Annotated in this window: 15 protein-coding genes and 2 pseudogenes; 12 read left to right on the forward strand and 5 right to left on the reverse strand. The window is 45.8% G+C overall.

Going from position 1 to position 19,662, the window contains the following annotated elements; genetic code table 11:
* Window positions 1-45 precede the first annotated feature (45 nt).
* The 3 genes from flgG to RYL88_RS05085 all read right to left on the reverse strand — a co-directional run bounded on the left by flgG (window position 46) and on the right by RYL88_RS05085 (window position 2,216).
* The gene (gene flgG, locus RYL88_RS05075) at window positions 46-834 is read right to left on the reverse strand and encodes a flagellar basal-body rod protein FlgG (protein ID WP_002948143.1); all 789 of its coding nucleotides are present in this window, start codon (window positions 832-834) and stop codon (window positions 46-48) included.
* A 17-nt stretch (window positions 835-851) separates the two neighbouring features.
* Window positions 852-1,016: a hypothetical protein gene (locus tag RYL88_RS05080; protein ID WP_314989487.1), complete on the reverse strand. Its 165-nt coding sequence runs from the start codon at window positions 1,014-1,016 to the stop codon at window positions 852-854.
* A gap of 387 nt (window positions 1,017-1,403) precedes the next feature.
* Window positions 1,404-2,216 (reverse strand): flagellar hook-basal body protein, encoded by an 813-nt coding sequence (locus RYL88_RS05085; protein ID WP_314989489.1) that lies wholly within the window; start codon window positions 2,214-2,216, stop codon window positions 1,404-1,406.
* Between the two features lie 344 nt (window positions 2,217-2,560).
* On the opposite strand from RYL88_RS05085, the gene htpG reads away from it, so the two are divergent.
* The gene (gene htpG, locus RYL88_RS05090; RefSeq protein WP_314989491.1) at window positions 2,561-4,414 is read left to right on the forward strand and encodes a molecular chaperone HtpG; all 1,854 of its coding nucleotides are present in this window, start codon (window positions 2,561-2,563) and stop codon (window positions 4,412-4,414) included.
* Between the two features lie 351 nt (window positions 4,415-4,765).
* Entirely contained in the window at window positions 4,766-5,272 is a 507-nt protein-coding gene (locus RYL88_RS05095; protein WP_314989493.1) for a PAS domain-containing protein, read from the forward strand.
* A 929-nt stretch (window positions 5,273-6,201) separates the two neighbouring features.
* On the opposite strand, the gene RYL88_RS05100 is transcribed toward RYL88_RS05095, so the two are convergent.
* Together RYL88_RS05100 and RYL88_RS05105 are read right to left on the reverse strand one after the other, a co-directional pair.
* Entirely contained in the window at window positions 6,202-7,278 is a 1,077-nt protein-coding gene (locus tag RYL88_RS05100; protein ID WP_314989495.1) for a UDP-N-acetylglucosamine--N-acetylmuramyl-(pentapeptide) pyrophosphoryl-undecaprenol N-acetylglucosamine transferase, read from the reverse strand.
* 432 nt (window positions 7,279-7,710) lie between these two features.
* A complete protein-coding gene (locus RYL88_RS05105) occupies window positions 7,711-8,871 on the reverse strand; it encodes a putative peptidoglycan glycosyltransferase FtsW (RefSeq protein WP_295143395.1) in 1,161 nt (386 codons plus the stop codon).
* A gap of 277 nt (window positions 8,872-9,148) precedes the next feature.
* On the opposite strand from RYL88_RS05105, the gene RYL88_RS05110 reads away from it, so the two are divergent.
* The 10 genes and pseudogenes from RYL88_RS05110 to RYL88_RS05155 all read left to right on the forward strand — a co-directional run.
* The gene (locus RYL88_RS05110) at window positions 9,149-11,434 is read left to right on the forward strand and encodes a TonB-dependent siderophore receptor (RefSeq protein ID WP_314989498.1); all 2,286 of its coding nucleotides are present in this window, start codon (window positions 9,149-9,151) and stop codon (window positions 11,432-11,434) included.
* 412 nt (window positions 11,435-11,846) lie between these two features.
* Window positions 11,847-12,953 (forward strand): TonB-dependent receptor plug domain-containing protein, encoded by a 1,107-nt coding sequence (locus RYL88_RS05115; protein ID WP_314989500.1) that lies wholly within the window; start codon window positions 11,847-11,849, stop codon window positions 12,951-12,953.
* A 14-nt stretch (window positions 12,954-12,967) separates the two neighbouring features.
* Window positions 12,968-14,008: a TonB-dependent receptor gene (locus RYL88_RS05120; RefSeq protein ID WP_314989502.1), complete on the forward strand. Its 1,041-nt coding sequence runs from the start codon at window positions 12,968-12,970 to the stop codon at window positions 14,006-14,008.
* Window positions 14,009-14,092: 84 nt separating this feature from the next.
* Window positions 14,093-14,944 carry a class I SAM-dependent methyltransferase gene (locus tag RYL88_RS05125; RefSeq protein ID WP_314989504.1) on the forward strand — a complete coding sequence of 284 codons (852 nt, stop codon included), beginning with the start codon at window positions 14,093-14,095 and terminating at the stop codon, window positions 14,942-14,944.
* Window positions 14,937-15,344: an iron chelate uptake ABC transporter family permease subunit gene (locus RYL88_RS05130; protein ID WP_314989506.1), complete on the forward strand. Its 408-nt coding sequence runs from the start codon at window positions 14,937-14,939 to the stop codon at window positions 15,342-15,344. Before RYL88_RS05125 ends, RYL88_RS05130 begins: the two co-directional genes overlap by 8 nt.
* Before the next feature lie 38 nt (window positions 15,345-15,382).
* A pseudogene (locus RYL88_RS05135) lies at window positions 15,383-15,935 on the forward strand (FecCD family ABC transporter permease).
* Window positions 15,932-16,708, forward strand: coding sequence for an ABC transporter ATP-binding protein (locus RYL88_RS05140; RefSeq protein ID WP_314989507.1), 777 nt, complete (start codon window positions 15,932-15,934; stop codon window positions 16,706-16,708). The pseudogene RYL88_RS05135 and the gene RYL88_RS05140 overlap by 4 nt, the downstream one beginning before the upstream one ends.
* 9 nt (window positions 16,709-16,717) lie before the next feature.
* A complete protein-coding gene (locus RYL88_RS05145) occupies window positions 16,718-17,182 on the forward strand; it encodes a hypothetical protein (RefSeq protein WP_314989509.1) in 465 nt (154 codons plus the stop codon).
* 37 nt (window positions 17,183-17,219) lie between these two features.
* The gene (locus tag RYL88_RS05150) at window positions 17,220-17,723 is read left to right on the forward strand and encodes an ABC transporter substrate-binding protein (protein ID WP_298947883.1); all 504 of its coding nucleotides are present in this window, start codon (window positions 17,220-17,222) and stop codon (window positions 17,721-17,723) included.
* Window positions 17,724-17,850: 127 nt separating this feature from the next.
* Window positions 17,851-19,662 (forward strand): annotated as a pseudogene (locus RYL88_RS05155) (ATP-dependent helicase); the annotation flags it as partial.

Genomic DNA, 19,662 nt, shown 5'->3' on the forward strand with positions numbered 1-19,662 from the left:
CAAAGCAAGTCTCGGACTAGGCGGCTAAATTTAGCCTATTTTAGGCTATCTCTTTAGACTATTTACGATCGAGAGCATATCGTCGCTCGTCGTGATGGCCTTTGAGTTTGCTTCGTACGCGCGCTGACCAGTGATGAGGTCGGTCATCTCCTCGACCAGCTGGACGTTACTCATCTCGACAAATCCCTGCCTGATCGTACCCAGACCGTCAAGACCTGCCGTGCCGACCACGACCTCGCCGCTAGAACCCGTAGGCAGATAGAGGTTGTCGCCCATAGAGTGTAGGCCTGCGGGGTTGATAAAATTTGCTAGCTCGATGCGACCCACCTGCGTCATCTCAGTGTTGCCAGGCTGCAGCACTGAGACGGTACCGTCGGTGCCCACCGATACCTGCGTAGCGTCGGCCGGGATAGTCATCTGAGGCTGAAGCACGTAACCGTCGGAGTTTACGATCGTGCCTTCGCTATCTAGCTTAAAGGCGCCGTTTCTAGTATACGCCGTCGTGCCGTCTGGAAGCTGCACCTGAAAAAAGCCGTTACCCGCGATAACCATATCGAGGTTGTTGCTCGTTTCTTTAAAATACCCCTGCGAAAATATCTTCGTTATCGCCGTCGGACGCGCACCTAGACCCACCTCGATACCCGTTGGACTCTTCGTCGTGGCGCTGGTTGCCGTGCCAGCATACTCCATGACCTGATACATCAGATCGGCAAACTCGGCGCGGTTTTTCTTATAGCCGATAGTGTTTACGTTTGCGATATTGTGCGACGTAACGTCGATCTGGGTTTGTTGGGCGATCATGCCGGTGGCGGCGGAGTAAATAGACCTCATCATTTTCGTGTTTTCCTTTCTTAGCGCGTTGTATCTTGAGCGTATACTTCGTTGGGTTTTTCCTCGGCTTCGGTTACGTATCGCATATACGCGCCCTCGCCTCGCAAAAAACCGCCTAGTCTCCATCTCAAGCTACTGCCGCTTATCTTTATGTATCTAATAAACGGCTCATCGCTTTTTACCATTGCAAAATATATTCCAAATTTGCAGTCTTAAATTTTACGCTTTTACATAAAACCGTCGCCGACTGTTTTATGCCTGGCGAGCGTCTAAAATTTACAAATTCGGCGCGATTTCTCGCATTTCTTGGGTATTTAGCAAAAGGCGTTCCAAATTTGCAAATTTTGGGAAATTTGAAAATATTTTGGCGGAAGTATTTTTAATTTATATCAGCGGCAGGGATTTTAATATATAGCGATTTATGTTTATTAAAATTTAAAAACCTTAGCGGAAATATCTTTGAGCGGATTTGCGAGCTGTGCAAATTTTTACGAGCAAGACTAGGCACGTAGCCTGTCGCCGCGAGTAAAAATTAAATCTCTCGCAAATACGTCAAAGAGATAACGCTAAATTTAGACTTTCGTATTAGCAAGCTTACTTATAGCTTCCTGATTCAGATCATCCATATGGCTCGTCATCACCTTTTGATACATCTCGACAAAACGCTGCGTCTCGATGAGTCCGACCATCTCGGTCACGGCGTTTACGTTGGAGATTTGAGTGTATTTCCATGCGACCGCGTCTATCTCGCCGCCCACGTCTTCAAGCTCCTTTAAATTCGGCAAAACGTAGAGATTATCGCCCTCTTTGGTTAAATTTCGTATCTCTTTTGGCTGCGCGATATAAAGCCTAGCCAGCGGCTCCTCGTTTGAGTAGAGATTGCCGTTTTTATCGGCGGAAAAGCGCTCGCCCTGCGGGATTTGGATGCCTTGAAAATTGTTTGTAAAATAATCGCTCGGCAGCACCTTGTAGCCCTCTTTGGTTACCAAAAATCCGTCCTCGTCGAGATTAAACGAGCCGTTTTTCGTTAGGCGCACGTCGCCTGGCTTTACCTCGACTAGGAAAAACAAATCCTCTCGCTTTATCGCAAAGTCAAGGTCGTTGTTTGAAAATTTAAGCCCGCCCTGGCTAAAATCGACATATTGCTCAGAGATTTGCGGCACTCTGTCGATAGTTCTGTTTAGAAATTTAGCCGCGTCTTTCGTATGATTTTCTATCGGCAACTCGTCGCGATACTCTTTAAAAATCCTCTCAAAATCCCCCACTACGACGTCGTCGCGCTTAAAGCCGATAGTGTTTATATTAGCAAGGTTGTTTGCGATGACGTCTAGGCGATTAAACTGCGTCACCATGGCGCCGGTTGCTTGATAGTAGCCATTGTTCATTTACTTTTCCTTATCTTACGCGTCGTATCTTAAACGCATACTTCGTTGGTTTTTTGCTCAGCTTCGGTTACGTATCATATATACGCGCCCTCGCCTCGCAAAAACCCGCCTCGTCTGCGTCATAAGCTACTTCCGCTTGCTTTATTGAACGTTAAATAGCAACTTCCGTTCCAACTCAAATTTAATAAAATTTTCAGCAAATTTAGCTTTCGTATTCATATCGTCTTTATAACTAAATTTAGGATAACGATTTAGATAAGTTGATAGTAATCATATCAAGTTTAAAGATATTCTTAGCACTTTGTGCTATAATCTGCCAAAAATTTTAAAACAAAGGACGAAAAATGAGCGAAAAATTTGAATTTCAAACCGAGGTAAACGAGCTGTTAAATTTGATGATACACTCGCTTTACTCGAACAAAGAGATATTTTTGCGCGAGCTAATCTCAAACGCAAGCGACGCGCTGGATAAGCTAAACTACCTATGCCTCACGGACGACGCATGCAAAAGCCTAAGCTACTCTCCGCGAATCGATATCAAAATAGACAAAGAAAAAAAGACGCTAACGATCAGCGATAACGGCATCGGCATGGACAAAAACGAGCTAATAAACAACCTCGGTACCATCGCTAGAAGCGGTACGAAAGGCTTTTTAGACAAACTAAGCGGCCAAGCTAAAAAAGATAGCGCGCTCATCGGACAGTTTGGCGTCGGGTTTTATTCGGCATTTATGGTTGCGGATAAGATCGAAGTCGTGAGCAAAAAGGCGCTTGGCGAAGAGGCCTTCATGTGGAGCTCGGATGCGAAAACCTACGAAATCTCGCCCGCGCAAAAAGATAGCCACGGCACCTCGATCACGCTTTATCTAAAAGACGACGAGTTTGCCGAGTCCTACCGTATCGAAAATATCGTCAAAAAATACTCCAACCACATCCCGTACCCGATATTTGCGGATAAAGAAGAGTACGTAGCGCCTAAAGAGGGCGAAAAAGAGGGCTCGTACGAGACCAAAAACGTGCAGATAAATAAAGCCTCCGCACTATGGAAAATGAGCAAAAGCGCACTAAAAGACGCCGACTACAACGACTTTTATAAGCAAATCTCGCACGACAGCGAAGATCCGCTACTTTACGTGCATACCAAAGCCGAGGGCAAGATCGAGTACACTACCCTATTTTTCGTGCCGGCGTCAGAGCCGTTTGATCTATTTCGCGTGGATTATCAAAGCGGCGTGAAACTCTACGTCAAAAGCGTATTTATCAGCGACGACGCCAAAGAGATGCTGCCGCCTTATCTTAGATTCGTCCGCGGTATCATCGACGTTGAGGACCTGCCGCTAAACGTCAGCCGCGAAATCCTGCAAGAAAACAGCATAATGCGCAGCGTCAAAGAGCAAAGCGTCAAGAAAATCCTGGGCGAACTAGCCAAGCTAAAAGAAAAAGATAGAGAAAAATACGTCAAATTTTATAAAATATTCGGCAAGGTGATCAAAGAGGGGCTTTACGGATTTAGCAGCGAAAAGGAGCAAATTTTAGACCTTTGCCTCTTTAAATCAAGCAAGCGCGAGGGGCTAGTCAGCCTAAAAGAGTACAAAGACGCGATGAAAGAAGGTCAAAAATCTATATACTACATCAGCGGAAACAACGAAACGATGCTAAGAAATTCGCCGCTTTTAGAGAGTTTTAAGGCTGAAGGCATAGAAGTGCTCATCATGGACGAGGAGATAGACTCTATCGTCATGCCGATGGTCCAAGACTACGATAAAACGCCGATAAAAGCGGTAAATCACACCGATATCGACACCGAGATCAAGCCTGAAAAAAGCGAAGCCGATGAGGGTAAATTCGCTGCGCTGCTAGCTAAGATGAAAGAGATACTAAAAGACGAGGTCAAGGACGTGAAGCTAAGCTCGCGCTTAAGCGAAAGCGCCGCCGTCATAGTTTACGATAAAAACGATCCCGACTACGCTACGCAGATGATGCTAAAGCAGATGGGGCATAGCGCGGGTAAAATTTTGCCGATACTAGAGATAAATCCAAAGCACGAACTCTTTGAAAAGCTATCTCAAAACGAGGCGATGATCTATGACGCGGCGGAGCTGCTTTTAGATATGGCTAAGCTAAACGAAGGCGTCGCTATCGACGATCCGTCGGCATTTAGCAAAAAGCTAACTAAAATCTTGCTAAAAGCGATCTAAATTTTATTTTCGGTTCGGCGGCGGAGTTATATTTGCCGCCGAGTTTATTTAAATTTACGCGCTCTACTTACCTTTTTAAACGCTAACCTGCTTAAATTTATCCAAATTCAAAAAATCGTTAAATAGCTAAAATTTAGCCCCCCTGCCTTGCCTAATTTTTCTTTCATTTGTTTACGTTTTATCCGTTAAATAGGGCTTGGCTTATAAACTTAACCGCAAAAGCCCCATCAAAAACCGCGCCAAAACCAAATTCGCTTTATCGTCATGCCGCTTGCCAAAGCCGCTTCGCCAAGCAAATTCCTTGATTTATAAGATATTTAGCTATAATCGCTCGCGATTTTAAGGCATAAAATGAATGAAAATAAAGAATATTTCGTAAACGAAGAAGATTTTATCGTATCAAAAACCGATCTAAAGGGCAGGATAACCTACTGTAATCAGCCGTTTTTAAAAATCGTCGGCGCGGCGCAAGAGCAGCTTTTGCACAAGCCGCACAACATCATAAGGCACCCCGATATGCCGCGCATAGTGTTTAAGCTACTGTGGGAGCGTATCAAGGCGAAGCAAGAAATCTTTGCATTCGTTAAAAACAAGAGCTTTGACGGCGGCTTTTACTGGGTATTTGCCAACATCACGGCTTCGCTAGACGCTAACGGCGAGATCATCGGCTACTACTCCGTCCGCCGCAAACCAAACCCTGGGGGCGTCAAATTTATCGAGGGCGTATATAGGCAGCTGCTTGAGGCTGAAAAAAGCGGCGGCATGGAGGCTTCAGGCAAGCTACTGGGGCAAATTTTATCCGATACAGATATCAGCTACGACGAGCTAGTACATAAACTTCAGCGAGGATTGCTCTAGCACGGGGGCTATTTTTATGGAATTTACGAGATTTCATAAAGGCATAAAAATCAGCAATGCTAGCTCGCCACGCACGATTTACGCGTAAATTTCTCAAACGTCTTTGCCTTCTTTTGCAGCAAAAACAGGCATAAGAAGCGTTTTGTAAGTTCGTAAAATAAAACACAAGAAAGACTGAGACTAGGCGTTAAGTTATACCTTTGCCTATTAGCGTAAATGCGAAATTTTCTGCCCTTACCGTAGATGCAAAACATCTGAGCCACGCTCTACTAGAGCCGATTTTACAGGCTAATATGAGCCTAAACGGCTAATCCTAGGCCGTTTTACCAAACTATGCCTGCGCTCAAAATAGCGTCTAAACAAAGCATAAATTTACCGCATTTGCAGATAGCAAGATAAGCTATGCAAAGGCGTCGTCGCTAGTAAAAATAGGCAAAAACGCAGACTGAGCAAGCGCCGTTTTGCCGCTACTAAGGTAAGTCGCCGTCAGCCTCGCCATTTTTAGAAATTTGCCGACTCGTAAAAGCAGGTTTTGATAGCGCCTAAGATTACGTTTTTACATATCCGCTTAAAATTTTCCGCGAGCAAAAACACCGAATTTCGCTTCTAGCTATAAAGATGTTTTAGACGCGCTACAAGCCGCAAATTTAGATTTTACCACGGATTTTTAGCGTATTTGCAAGGTTTTAGGGCTTCTCACTCGTCCGGCAGCTCATTTTGTTTAGCCCGGACTTCGCCGTCTTGCTAGCCAAGCCTTGACCCGACGAAACCGGGCGGTAAAGCTATGTCGCCGCGCTAATCAGTACGGTCGTTTTTGATCCGCCAAGCTACGGATTTATTCGTTTGCCGTATTTGCACCGTTTTGCGCATCAAACCTAAGCATAGCCGCCCTAGACGCTTGGCTTATATTTCAGGCTTTATATCCCGATTTATTTTATATTTTTTAATATTTCATTTATGATTTCTCTTGCGCCTCCATTTACTATTTGCCCGCCAAGCGCGCTTGAGACGGCATTTATATTCATGCTCTCTATTAGACCTAAGGCCTCGCTGGCATCTATCTCTCCGCCTTTTTGAAAACAAAATTTGGCTAAATTTTGATCTACTAGAAATTTAGCGTTAAAGACCTGATGATTGTTTGCGGCGTAAGGATAGGGCACAAATACGCTAGGCAGCGCGTTTGCCGCGAGTTCCCACAGCGTGCTGGCTCCCGCTCGACTTACGGCGATATCGGCCTCGCGCATCTTTAGCTCGATCTTAGGATCAAAGGCAAAAAGCTCTAGCTCGTCGCCAATGAAGCCGAGTTTATCGTATTGGGCGCGCAGGCTTTCTAGCGCGTTTTTACCGCATTGATGTATGATTTTTATACCTTTTTGGCGTAGGTTTGGAGCCAAATTTAACGCTAGGTTATTTATCGCAGCCGCACCTTGCGAACCGCCTAAAAATATAATAGTTTTTAAATTTTCCCTAACGCGAGCCGTATCAAAGAACCTTTGCGCGACGGGATAACTAAAAATAGGCTTAAAATAAGAGCTAAAAAAGCCCTTTGCAAACGGTTTTAAAAGCTTATTTAAACTGCCGATCACGGCGTTTTGCTCGTGGATAAAAAGCGGCTTTCGCGAGATAATCGCCGCAAATGCCGCAGGCGCAGCGCTATATCCGCCTACGCTTATCACGGCTTTTACGCCATGTTCTTTAAAAATTTTACGGCATTTAAACGCTAGTTTAAAAATGTTTAATAACGCCGAAATTTTACCCAATCCCTTTTTATTTACCACTCCGCCGCTCGGTAAGAAAATTTTCTCGCTAAAGCTTGCGTCTTTTTCAAACCACATCTTATCCTGCCCGCTGCTAGACCCGATAAATATCGTTCTCTCGCCCCGCGCTACGAGCTCTTCGTTTAGGGCTTTTGCGATGGCTAGATGTCCGCCGGTACCGCCGCCGCAGACCACTACGGCGCTACTGCGCGTATTGCCGACGGTTAAATTTAAGTTTTCGTTTTTCATTTTTTGCCTAATAAATTTAAGTAAAATCGGCGCAAAGGGCATTTAAATTTCGCCCCAAAGTAGCGTAAATTTTATTGCCGCCTAGCAGCGATTTGCCACGGTAAATATACGGCGACGGGTTTAGGCGGCACGGTTTCGGCTAAATTTAAACGCAAATCGCCCGCTTAAACTCGCCTGACCCGCTAGATGCGGCAGACGTTAAAATCCAAAAACTAGACGGTTGTCCGCCGGTTTGCTCTTTAAAGCCTAGGTTTATATCTTTTTGTTAGGACGCCGCGTAAATTTACTGGATTTTTGCCGAGGCAAATCCGCTTTTACAGCTAAATTTAACCGCAAACAAACCGTCTAGCCAAAACAGAGTCTAGCTAGGAAATCTATAGGCAAAGCGGCCAAATCTCCCGTTTTATCGCCAAGCTAAATTTAGGCCAAGGCCTAGTCTTTGACCTTTTTACTAACCGACAGCACCATACCGATACCGATACAAAGCGCTAAAACGGAGCTTCCGCCGTAGCTTAGAAACGGTACGGCGATGCCTTTGATCGGCGTGATAGAGGTGATGCCGTAGGAATTCATCAAAAACGAAAACGAGATGAGAAGCCCCACGCCTAGCGTAAAAAGATGATAGACTTTATTTTCGACCTTAGCAGATACGCGAAATATCCTATAAAGCAAAAATACTATCACTCCCGTTATGACAAAAATCCCAAGCACTCCGATCTCCTCGGCGATACCGGCTAGTACGAAGTCGGTGTGAACCTCGCTCAAAAATCCCAGCTTAAACACGCCCGCGCCCAGCCCCTCGCCGAAAAATCCGCCGTGCTTTATCGCGTTTAGCGAGTGCGAAATTTGATACGCTTCGCCCGTATCCTCGACGCGCAAGGCCGCAGCCATCCCGTCTGGCAAGATGGATAAGACCATATTTTGTATCGTTCCCCACCATGATTTTATACGAGCTATCCTGTGTTCTGACGTGACGATAGCGATACTAGCCAGCATAACCGCTAGCCCTATACCGATGGCAAACAATCTAAAACTGGTACCGGCAAAAAACATCATCACCGCAAGCGTGAGAGCCAAAACTACGACTTGGCCTAGGTCGTTTTGAAGTATAGCGATGAGATAAACGGCCACCAAAAATAAAAAAAGGTAGGGCAAGATAAGCCCGAATTCTTCTTTTAGGCTCTTTTTCGTGCCGTCAATCTTTCGCGTAAAACTCCACGCTAGAAAATAAACAAAGCCTATCTTAAAAAACTCCACCGGCGCTAGAGAAAATCCCGGCAAGCGTATCCAGCGCTTAGCGCCGCCGGCATCGGTAACTAGCGAGCTAGGCAAAGCATGCATCGCACCCATAGCTATAGCGCAAAAGCCAAAAAGGCAAAACCCTATCCAAACCAAAGATTTATCGGGATCTAGGCGCGAAATTCCCCACATCAAAAATATCCCTATGACGCCGACTGCTAGCTGCCTAACGAAAAAATGATAAGGCTCGTAGTTAAAGTAAAGCACCGTAAAAACCGGCAAGGATAGCGAAAACACCGCGCTAACTGCAATCAGCGCGACGCAGGAAAAAAATATGCACTTATCTACTTGCACCGCCGTCCTTTTCGTAAAATTTAAGCGGTAATTTTACTTAATCGCCGCTTACAAATAAGTTAATTCATAAGCTCAAATTTAGCCGTCGCCGTTTTCGTCCTATTTTATTTTTACATTTAAATTTTAGTCGCACGCGCCGTTATAAAGATAAATACAAATTTATATAAATTTTAAAATTATATCGTTTATAAACGCGTATTAAGCAAATAAGATATAATATTCCTCATATAAAAATATAAAATAGAATATTTTTATAAAATTTTAATAAGGAGTATAAATGAAAGGTAAAATTTCCCTTGCCGCGTGCGCCGTATTAGCGGTATTTTCCGCGCAGGCAAGCGCCGCCGAGGCTAGCGCGTCACCCGCCGCTAAAAGCGCAAATCAAGCAAATAGCGTTCAAAACGTCGAGCTTGGCGGCGTCGAGATAAACAGCGTCGGCGATAATATCAGCGAAAGTGGCATCAGCGAAGGATTTTTAACAAAAAACGTCCAGCAGGGCATGCTAGCGGGTAAAAAGGTCATAAATTTACCCTACCAAATCAACACCGTAAGCAAGGAGATAATGAACCACCAAGGCGTAACGGGCTACGAAGAGGCGGTTAAATTTTTCCCGTCCGCGCAAATTCAGATGCGAGGCGGCGCGACGGTCGGACGCCCGCAGACGCGCGGATTTGAGGGCAGCGTCGTGGGCAATAGCTTCTGGGACGGCTTTTATACTATCTCGACGACTGCGATACCTATGGCGATGTTTGAGAGTTTCCAGGTGCAAAACGGCATCGCGGGCTCGCTTTACGGAGCGCAAAATCCGGTCGGCATTTTTAGCTACACCAGAAAGCGCCCGACCGAAAATCAGCAAACCGTTTGGGCGGACTACACTAGCCGCGCAAATTTCGGTCTAGGCTTTGATAGCTCTATGAAATTCGATAAATTCGGCTACCGAGCCGTTTTTTACGGTAGCGACGGCGCGAAGCAGGTAAAAGACAGCAATCATCAGCGCCGCCTAGCTAGCGTGGTTTTGGAGTTTTATCCGACCGACGCGCTTACATTTGAGACGGCGGCAAGCTATTACGAGCACAATACCGCGGGCTTTGCGGGGCAATTAGCCCTTGGCGTAACGAACGGCAAGCTATCAAACGGACTTTACGTACCAAAGGCCGTGGATAGCAAGGCTAAGGGCTTGGGACAGAGTTTTGGCGGCATGACTCTAAAAACCACGACCGCAAGCGCCAAATTTAAATACGCGCCGCTTGAGCATTGGTATTTTGAGGGCGGTATGCAGTTTCAGCGCGCCGACCGCCACATTCATAGCGTGGTAAACTACCTCATACCGCGCGGTAGAACCTTTCAGGGCGTGACCTATCAAAGAGACGGCGACTACGTCACGCGCCATAGCGGCGGAGCGACCGCGGCGTATAGATTTGATCTGCCTAGCGGCTATCTAAAAGCGGTCACCGACTTTGATACTTTGGGGCTAAATCACGATTTTAGCGTGCAGGCAAACGGCTACCGATACGTGCAGTATCGCTATAAAAACGTCTCTACGCAGCCCTGGATAGGCGGCGGAAATTTATATAGCCCGCGCGTTTATTCAGGCTCGAACGCAAAGCGCGGCTCTGATCTATACAAACTAAGCACGACTGATATGTTTAACGTCTCCGTGCTAGACGACATCACGATAAACGATCAATTTAGCCTCATGCTAAGCCTCTCAAACGCGTGGATAAAAGAGCGCGGCCGACCGGTAGCAAGCGGCACGCCGCCCACTCTAAGGCCGATAACTACGAGATATAACGAGAGCGGGCTTAGCTGGGCGGGCAGCCTAGTTTATCATCCGGCGCAGGACGTAAGCTTATACTTTACTTACGCCGATAGCTTACAACAAGGCGGCAGCGGCACGAACGCCGACGGTTCGGCCGTGGTTTTAAAGCCTTACCGTTCTAAACAATACGAAATCGGCGCCAAAGGCCGCGTGGGCGAAACCGATATGAGCGCGGCGCTATTTAAAATTTCGCGTCCGATCGCCTATCAAGTTAACGGGGTTTACGGCGTCCAAGGCGATCAGATAAATCACGGCCTAGAACTCATGGCCGGCGGCAAACTAACCAGCGATCTAAGCGTGCTAGGAGGCGTAACGCTGATAGACGCCAAATTTAAAAATCCGCGCCTAAAAGAGGCCGAGGGCAAATACGTAAACGGCGTGCCCAAAGTTAATGCCAACATGCTCTTTGACTACGCGGTGCCCGGCACCCAAAAGCTCGCGTTTAGCGCAAATTTCCACTACACGAGCAAGATGTACGTAGACGATCTAAACACCGCCGCGATCCCTAGCTTTTTTACGACCGATCTTGGCGTGCGCTACACGAGCCGCGCGATGCTAGGCAAGCAAACGACGCTACGATTTAACGTAAATAACGTATTTAACAAAAAATACTGGGCGGGGATGTATCCTGCTAGCGCGGACGGAGCGGGCGGCGTAGGAGCTAGCGGAGTGCTCGGGTCGGCAAACGGACTGACATTAGGAGAGAGAAGGACGTTTATGCTATCGGCCGAGGTTAAATTTTAGTTGATTTGCAAATTTAGCGGCTCGTCTCGTGGGCGTCTTTAATGGAGTTAGAAATTTTCTTCTACGATGAACTGCGCGTTCTATCTGTGGTGGAAATTTCTTCACAACCCTTAAAGCCGTTTCGCGATACTTTATCTTATCTTTATTGCGTTCAAATTTAATTCAAATTTGAACGCTTCTTGATATAAAATTATCTCGCAATACCGCTTTCAAATTTAGCGCCTTCGTATGTATTTATCTGCTCAATTTTAACTAAAATAAAAATTTAAGCTAAGATGCCCATAAAGTAAACATAAATTTATTAAATTTAAAAAATATATTACAGATAAATTGCGGATTAAGGTAATAATATGTAATATTTGCTTATTTAAATATAAAAATAAATATTTTAACACTTTACAAAGGAGCTTAAATGAAAGTTAAAATTTCAGTCGCCGCATGTGCGGTTTTAGCGCTACTTTCGGTGCAAGCAAACGCGGCCGAGACCGTCAAGCTAGAAGGCGTCGAGGTAAATAGCGTCGGCGATAACATAAGCGAGAGCGGCATCAGCGAAGGCATACTAAACAAAGGCGTCGCCAGCGGTCCGCTAGCTGGCAAAAAGGTGCTTGATATGCCTTATCAGGTAAATACGATGTCGATTGAGGCGATGAACCACCAAGGCGTGGCCGGTTTTGAGGACGCGGTAAAATACTTCCCTTCGGCGCAAATTCAAGCAAGAGGCGGCGTCGAGGTCGGTCGTCCCCAGACCCGCGGCTTTCAGGGCTCAGTCGTAGGCAACGTGCTTTGGGACGGCTTTTACGCTACTTCTACTACGGCTATACCTATGTATATGTTTGAAGGACTTCAGATACAAAACGGTCTTGCGGGCTCGCTTTACGGCGGACAAGATCCGGCGGGTATCTTTAACTACACTAGAAAACGCCCGGTGCCGTTTTCAAACACGTTTTGGGCCGATTATACGAGCAGGTCGAATTTTGGCGTAGGCTGGGATACTTCGGATAAATTCCAGTACGTCGGCTACCGAGGCGTATTTTATAAATCAGGCGGCGCCAGACAAGCTAAAAATAGCGACTACGGAAGAAATTTAGCTAGCCTAGGGCTTGATTTTTATCTAACCGAAAATTTTACCATCGAGACGAATTTTAGCTACTACAAACACAAAATGCTAGGAATGCCCGGCGGCTTTTCGGTGCCGGGTAGAAACGGCGTTTTAAACTTTGCTATACCGGACGCTACAAAAACTACGAAAGCGGGCCTAGAGCAAGAGTGGGCCGGAAGCGACCTAAAAACTACGACTGCAAGCGTTAAATTTAAATACGCTCCGACAGAGCGTTGGTATTTTGAGGGCGGCTATCAGTGGCAAAAAGCCATCCGCGATATGTACGGCACGAGCAAAACTTTTACGAATCAAAACGGAGATTTTAGCGTAGCGGCTAGCGGAGAAACGGCGCGGCAAGCAGGTTTGACGTACAAAGCTGGTTTGCTAAAGCTACGACGGAGTTTGAGACGTTTGGCGTAGAGCATAACTTCGGCGTGCAGGCAAACGGCTATATATGGACGATATACGGCGCTAGAACCGCAGGCGGAAGAGCAAATTTGGGCAACTCGAATTTATATAATCCAAAAACTTTTTCAAATCCGGGCGTAGCAAAAGGCAGCGGGGCTTATAAAAGCAGTGAAGGCACTATGAAAAACCTAACTATCGCCGACGATATAAAGCTAAACGACTACTTTAGTGTCATTTTAAGCGCGGCTAGAAGCAACTTTGAAAACAAAAACAAGCAAACGGGCGTAAAAACGTACGACGAGAGCGGCACTAGCTACGCGGCGAGCTTTATTTACCGCCCGGCAGAAAACGTAAGTCTATACTTAACGTATGCGGACAGCTTGCAAGCAGGCTCAAGCTACACCTACGAAAGAACCAATCCAAGATACGGCGAAACGGTCGTTTTAAAGCCGTTTAGAAGCAAGCAATACGAGATCGGCGCAAAAGCCAGGATAGAGGATATCGACCTATCTACGGCGCTTTTTGAGATAAAACGCCCGATAGCCTATCTAGGCGACAACAACGAGTATAGCATCCAAGGCGAGCAGGTAAATAGAGGCCTAGAGTTTACCGCAGGAGGCAAGATTACAAACGATCTTAGCGTAATGGGCGGCGTCGCACTAATACAGCCGAAGCTAAAAAAGGCAAAACAAGCCTACGCGCAGGGTAAGATCGTGGTGGGCGAACCAAAAGTTCAGTCAAATTTACTCTTTGACTACGTCGTGCCAAATACCGACAAGCTAGCCCTAAGCGCAAATTTACACTACACGGGCAAGCGCTACGCCGATCAGCGCAACGTAAATGCCGTGCCTGCGTACTTTACGACCGATCTTGGCATCCGCTACGTGACCAAAGAGTGGCTAGGCAAGCAAACTACACTAAGATTTAACGTAAATAACGTATTTGATAAAAAGTACTGGGTCGGAATGTTCCCGTCAAATATCGACGGAACTACGACGGGTACGGGCGCTAGCTTATTTTTGGGACAGAGCAGAACATTTATGCTCTCGGCCGAAGTTAAATTTTAAGTCTTAAAAGCTGAATTTATTTCGGCTTTAGCTGTTTAAATTTGCTCTTTTTTAGAGCAAATTTAAGTAACTAAGGGAGAAAAAATGCAAGGACTGGTTAATTATCAAGCCATTTTTGAAAGAGCCTTTGCCTCTACTTTACAAAAAGTAAAAGGCGGCCAAAAAAGCGGCGTGGATTGGGATACGGTGGCAAATATGTATAACGAGATGACTAGCATGGAGGCAGACTCTACGCTAAATTTACTCTCGCTTTTGCCGCTTAGCAAAGAAGATAGCGTGCTTGACGTAGGCTGCGGTCCGGCAAGGCTTAGCGTGCCGCTGGCAAAAAAGGTAAAAAGCGTAAGCGCGCTCGATCCTTTCGCAAAAATGCTTGAATACGCTAGACAAAACGCAAAACAAGCCGGCGTAGATAATATAAATTTTATCCAAAAAAGCTGGAGCGACGAAGAGGCGGTAAAAGACCTGCCAAAACACGATATCGTTATCGCGTCTCGTTCGCTCGGACTTTTTGATATAAAAAAGCTTTGTAAATTCGCTAAAAAATACGTAGTCATGACCTCGTTTTTAGTGGATCATCCAAGCCTAAAAACGTTCTGGCAAGACTTTTTAGAAGATATAAAAGAAAACGAAGAAGAGCACGGTTTAAACGATAGAAATTTTAGCTACAACCTTATCTTTAACATCGTCTACGATATGGGCGCAAATCCGAATCTAAGGATAGTAGATACCGTTTATGAAAAGGATTTTGCTAGCCTTGAAGAGGCGTTTTCTTATTTTAGATTCGTCGGCGAGATAGCGCCCCAAAAAGAAGAAATTTACAAACGAAACGTAGAAAAATATCTTACCAAAACAAATGACGGATATAAATTTAAAAGAGCGACGAAGAGCTATCTCATCTGGTGGGACGTGCGGGAGATAAAGGATAAATTTGAATAACAAAAAGACGGTACCGTTTTTAATCCTAATGCTTTTGCTAGCGATGTTTTTGGCTCTTGGAGCCGGGCGTTACGAGATTAGTTACGCTCAAATTTTCGAGTATCTAAAAGCCGCTATTTTAGGCGAGCGCGCTAGCGATGAGCAAATTTACGCCGTGATAACGCAGATCAGGCTTCCTCGCATCGCCTTTGCGGTGCTTGTAGGAGCCGCCCTTTCTGCATCCGGCGCGGTCTATCAGGGGCTTTTTAAAAATCCCTTGGTGTCGCCCGATATCCTAGGCGTATCTAGCGGCGCGGCGGTGGGGGCTAGCATTGCTATCATCCTTTCATTGCCGGTATTTTACGTCTCGCTAACGGCTTTTGGCTTTGGACTAGCCGCCGTTTTGCGGTGGTTTTTTTAAGCCAATTAATCGCTAGAGGCAAGCTAAACGTCATCATAATGGTACTTTCAGGCGTCGTCATCTCATCGCTTTTCGGAGCTTTTAGCTCGCTTTTAAAATTTCTAGCAGATAGCGAAAACAAGCTGCCCGAGATCACGTTTTGGCTGATGGGTAGCCTTGCTCGCACGGGAGGATATCAAAACGTCCTTTATATGCTAGGCGTCGCGGCGTTTTGCTCGGTACCTCTGTTTTTGCTTAGATTTAGGCTAAATATCTTAGCCTTTGGCGAAGAAGAAGCTAAAGCCATGGGCGTAAACGTCAAATTTTATAGCTTTATTATCATCTGCGCTTCTACCTTGCTGACGGCTTCTAGCGTGGCTTTTTGCGGTATAGTAGGCTGGGTCGGACTCATCGTGCCGCACTATAGTCGGGGCGAATTTTAACGTCTTGCTGCCCGTTTCTATGCTATTAGGCGCGCTATTTTTGCTGATAGTAGATACGATTGCAAGGTGCGCGATGGCCAGCGAGATACCCCTTGGCATCATCACCTCGCTCATCGGCGCGCCCGTTTTTATCTACCTGCTTTATCAGAGCAAAAAGGGCTGGCTGTGAAATTTAAGATAAAAAATTTAAGCTGCGGATACGGCAAAAAGCTAGTCGTGAAAGAATTTAGCGCCGAGTTAGAAGACGGAGAAATTTTATGCTTGCTCGGACCAAACGGCGTAGGTAAGACGACTGTTTTTAAGACGATTTTGGGATTTTTAAAGCCATTTGGCGGAGAAATTTTAGCAGACGGGCGAGATTTTTTCGCTTTAAGCGATAAAGAGCGAGCAAAGATCGTTAGCTACGTGCCTCAGGCTCACACCCCGCCCTTTGCTTTTAAGGTTTTAGACGTCGTTTTGATGGGACGCTCGCCTTATATCGGAGCTTTTGAAAATCCAAGCGCAAAGGACGTAAATATCGCCATGCAAAAGCTTGATATACTAGGAATGAGCGAATTTGCGGATAAAATTTATACCGATATCAGCGGCGGCGAGAGGCAAATGGTCCTAATAGCAAGAGCTTTGGCGCAAGAAGCAAACGCCGTGATGCTTGACGAGCCCGCTTCAAATTTGGACTTTGGCAATCAGATAAAAATCCTAAAAGCAGTAAAAGATCTAGCGGCAAACGGACATAAGATCATCATGACTTCGCACTTTGCCGAGCATGCCTTTTATATTGACGCCAAGGTCGTGCTTTTAAAAAGAGAGCAAAATATCATCTACGGCAGCGCGAGCGAAGCGATAACGGATGAAAATTTAAGGCTCGCATATGGCGCCGATATAAGAGTAGTAAAAAACGAGATCGAGGGCAGAAGCGTTTATTCCTGCGTTTTGAACATTTAAGGAGAAAAAATGAGAAAAATTTTGACGGTTTTGATACTTGCGGCTTGCCTTTTGCAAGCGCGTATCATAGTAGACGACGGCGGCAAAGAGGTGCAAATCCCTGATAGTGTAGAGCGCGTAACGCCGATGATAGGGGCTTTTACGCAGATGAGCGCGATGCTAACGGGTGAAGATAAAATCATCTCGGGCGCAGTGCGGCTACCAAAAATGATGAGTAAAATTTTTCCTAAAATAAAAACGATGAATAACGTCAGCGGCTCGCTAACAAGCAGTGTTGAGAGCATCATCGCCTCAAATACGCAGGTAGTTTTTGGGCCCGTCGGTATGATATTTGACGAAAATCAAAGAGCCCAGCTAGAAGCCGCCGGCATCGCGGTCGTAAATATAAATAAATTTAGCAACGCTAGCGAGATAAAAGGCGCGGTTAGCAAAATAGCCCAAATTTTAGGCGGCGATGCTATAAAAAAGAGCTAGCGAATTTAACGCATATTTTGACAAAAATATAAAATTTATAAGCGAGAAAGTCCAAAATATCAAGGATAAAAAGAGGGTTTTGGCCTTAAATTTTAACTCTGGAAATTTTAGCACAATCAGCAGCAAAGATATCGGCGCGGAGTATATAAAAATCGCGGGCGGAATAAATTTAAGCTCTCAAGATAACGAAGCGGACTTTAAAATCTCAAAGACGATAAACGAGGAGCAAGTTATTATCTTTAACCCCGATATCATCATAACAAATTCGCACGAAGGCAAGGAAAAAATCCTAAATAATCCCCCGTTTGAAAAACTAAAAGCGGTCAAAGAAGGTGCCGTATTCGTCGTACCTGGCGGCGTGTATTTGTGGAGCGTGCGCAGCGCCGAGGGTGCCTTGCAGCCGCTTTGGCTAGCCAAAATCTTTTATCCAGAAATTTTCACCGAGCTAAATTTAGAAGATGAAGTTAAAAAATTTTACCTCAAATTTTACCGCTACGAACTAAGCGATGAGGAGCTAAAAGAAATACTAAATCCAAAATAAAACCACTAAATTTATTCGCCTCGCTTTGTAAACGCGGGGCGAATAAATTTAGCTCTCGTTGCTTTTGCGTTTTTATAAATTTAAGCCCGTTTAGGTATAATCTGGCCTTTTAAAACGCGAGGAAAATATGCCCCTTTCAAAACTAAATCAAGAACAATACGCCGCCGCAACTGCTCCTGCCGGGCACAATCTAGTTATCGCAAGTGCGGGCACCGGCAAAACCAGCACCATCGTCGCGCGCATCGCCCATCTGCTAAATTTAGGCGTAAAGCCAGAGAAAATTTTGCTGCTAACCTTTACAAACAAGGCCGCAGCCGAGATGATCGAGCGCCTAAACCGACATTTTGATAAAAAAATTACCTCGCGCATCACGGCTGGCACCTTTCACTCGGTTTCTTATTCGCTGCTTAAATTTCTAGAAAAACCCGTCACGCTAAAGCAGCCAAGCGAGCTAAAAACGCTGCTAAAATCTCTCGTAGAAAGGCGCAAATTTAACCACCTAAGCGACGTCAAGCCATACGGCGGCGCCTATCTTTACGACACGTATTCGCTGTTTCAAAATTTAGCCCTAAAGCAGACGTTTGGCGAGTGGCTAAAGGAGCGAAGCGACGAGCAAGGCGTATATGCCGAGATTTACGAGGATGTTTTGCGCGAATTTGAGGAGGAAAAGAGCAAATTCGGCTACGCGGATTTTAACGACTTGCTTATCAAAATGCGCAACGAACTAAGAAAAGGTGCGCCGCTAAAATTTGAGGAAATTTTAGTCGACGAGTATCAGGACACAAACTCGCTGCAAGGCTCGCTAATAAGCGCCTTTGAGACGAAAAGCCTCTTTTGCGTCGGGGATTTTGACCAGAGCATTTACGCTTTTAACGGCGCAAACATCGAGATCATCGGCTCGTTTAAGGATCGCTTTGCAGACGCTAAAATTTACGCGCTAAACATCAACTACCGCAGCAGCTCCGCGATCCTAGCGCTTGCGAACAAAGTCATCGCAAACAACCCGCGCCTTTATGAAAAAAAGCTAGTCGTCGGCCGCGAGGGCAAATTTACCTCGCCAAAGCTGCTAGTTTATAACGAGCTTTTCGACCAGTACGCCAATATCGCGCAGGTTATCGCCGTCAGCAAATACAAAAAAGAAAACATCGCTATCATCTTTCGCAACAACTCGAGCGCCGACGGCCTGGAAGTCGCGCTGCGAGAGCTTGGTATCGGCTCCAAGCGAAAGGGCGGCGTGAGCTTTTTTGAGAGCCGCGAGGTACGCGCCGCGATGGATCTGCTAGGTATCCTCATAAATCCAAAAGATATCATGGCCTTTATCCACGTGTGCGAATACGCAAAAGGCGTAGGTGCGGCGCTTAGCAAGGAGATTTTTGAAGTGCTAAGCAAGGTCGGACACGGCGACGTCGTGCGCGGATTTTTGCAGCCTGATGATAGTGTGGAGGCCTTTGCCAAAAAGACTAAAAACTACCAGTTGGGGCTTTTTGACGAGCTTGACGAGGTCGGAGAGAAGTCTCGCTTTGCTAAATTTAACTTTAGCGAGAAATTTTTCGCTCATCCCGTGCTAAAAATGCAAAAACTAAGCGAGAGCGGCGGGCAATTTTTGTATGAAATTTACAACTTTTTAAGCGCCGCCAAACGCCACTCGCGCCCGACCTCGCTGATATAGGATCTTAAAAACAGCAAAATTTACGCCCTCTTCGCCGATAATCTCGCGACCAAGCGCGCCACACAAAAAAACGGCAACATCGACGAAACGCTAAAAAAAGAGGCCCTAGAGCGCATCGCGGGCAAGCTCGAGGTGCTGGGCTAACTAGCCAAAAACTACTCGGAGGCGGAGAAATTTTATAACTTTATCACTTTGGGCAGCAGCGAGATGAGCAGCGGCGAAGGGGTAAATCTGCTAAGCGTGCACGCCTCACAGGGGCTTGAGTTTGAC

The sequence above is a fragment of the uncultured Campylobacter sp. genome, from assembly GCF_963517995.1.
GTDB lineage: Bacteria > Campylobacterota > Campylobacteria > Campylobacterales > Campylobacteraceae > Campylobacter_A.